Annotated in this window: 2 protein-coding genes; both read left to right on the plus strand. The window is 31.4% G+C overall.

The window, feature by feature from the left end; genetic code table 11:
- The first annotated feature begins 135 nt into the window (after positions 1-135).
- A complete protein-coding gene (gene arsM, locus CLLU_RS18420; protein ID WP_106011206.1) occupies positions 136-957 on the plus strand; it encodes an arsenite methyltransferase in 822 nt (273 codons plus the stop codon).
- A gap of 39 nt (positions 958-996) precedes the next feature.
- On the plus strand, positions 997-1,497 hold the full coding sequence (locus CLLU_RS18425; protein WP_106011207.1) for a GNAT family N-acetyltransferase: 501 nt from the start codon (positions 997-999) through the stop codon (positions 1,495-1,497).
- Positions 1,498-1,614: the final 117 nt, after the last annotated feature.

Consider the following 1,614-nt stretch of genomic DNA (forward strand, 5'->3'; position numbering starts at 1 on the left):
TAGATAAGAAAAGTGAACCCTACCGGGTAGAAAAAATTCGAATAATATTAAAAGAAATGAGTTGTAATGTTCGTTAGAAATTATGATAGCTTTCTATTAAATGTTATGACTACATTATACAAGGAGGAATATATTATGAAAAATTCAATTAAAGGTCAAGTTAAAGCGTATTATGGCAATATAGCCAGAAAGGTAAGCGATAAATCCCATGTCAATTGTGGATGCGGTACATCATCATGCTGCGGAGATACTGCTAAAAATCAAAATTTGTATACTAAAGATTTTATAGAAGGGTTGCCGGATGAAGCTGTAAATGCATCACTTGGATGTGCAAACCCTGTTGTACTTGCTAATCCTAAATTAGGTGAAATAGTCCTGGATCTGGGAAGTGGCGGTGGAATAGATGTTTTTATTTCATCTAAATATGTCGGCAAAAATGGAAAAGTATACGGCCTTGATATGACAGATGAAATGCTGGAATTAGCAAACAAAAATAAAGAAAAAATGGGAGCTGAAAATGTAGAATTTATAAAGGGATATATTGAAGATATACCTTTAAAAGATGAAACGATAGATGTTATTACGTCAAATTGTGTAATAAATCTATGTGAAAGTAAAGAAAAAGCCTTGTCAGAAGCTTATAGGGTATTAAAAAAGGGTGGAAGGCTGGCAATTGCGGATATTGTTGTTCTTAAAGATGTACCGGAAAATATAAGGCATAATGTTGAAATGTGGGTAGGGTGTATTGCAGGCGCTCTGCCAATTAAGGAATATGAGGAAATACTTGAAAAGGTTGGATTTGAAGATATTGAAATAACGCGGGTAAACATATATACCAAGGATGTTATAGAAGATATTGCAAAGCAAAAAAAATTAGATGATGTATATAGTAAAATAGATACGGATATTGTTGATGGAGCTTTCGCAGGAGCGCATGTAAAGGCATATAAATTTTAGAATAAAGGTTGTATATATAAGTGGGAGATGTAGAGAAGGGTGAATTTTAATATTGAAGAAATGACTGAAAAACATTGGAAAGAAGTATCAAAGATTTACTTGGAAGGTATAAATACAGGTAAAGCCACATTTCAGACAGAAGTACCTACATGGCAGGATTGGAATAACAGTCATATTGATTTATGTAGATTAGCAGCATGTTCAGATGATAAAGTATTAGGCTGGGCAGCTTTAAGCTCAATTTCAAGTAGATGTGTCTATGCAGGTGTTGCAGAAGTAAGCATATATATAGGAAAAGAATACAGAGGAAAGGGCATAGGAACTGCTCTTTTAAAAAACTTAATTAAATTGTCAGAAGAAAATGGATTCTGGACTTTGCAATCTGTAATTATAAAAGAGAATATTGGAAGTATAACTCTTCATAAAAAATGTGGCTTTAGAAAAGTAGGTATAAGAGAAAGACTGGGAAAAATGAGTAATGGTGTATGGCATGATGTAGTTTTGATGGAACACAGAAGTAAATCAGTTGGAATAAATTAGATGCATATAGTAAAAATTAATTTGATATTTATATAAATTAAGAACAAATAAAATCTTATAACATAGACTATTATATATATAATAGTCTATTATTTTTATTTATTACAATAATTATAT

The sequence above is a fragment of the Clostridium luticellarii genome (assembly GCF_002995845.1).
GTDB classification, from domain to species: Bacteria; Bacillota; Clostridia; order Clostridiales; family Clostridiaceae; genus Clostridium_B; species Clostridium_B luticellarii.

Bases quoted from the DNA above. Each gene is read 5' to 3' on its own strand.
- arsM (WP_106011206.1), top strand. From the start codon at position 136: ATGAAAAATTCAATTAAAGGTCAAGTTAAAGCGTATTATGGCAATATA.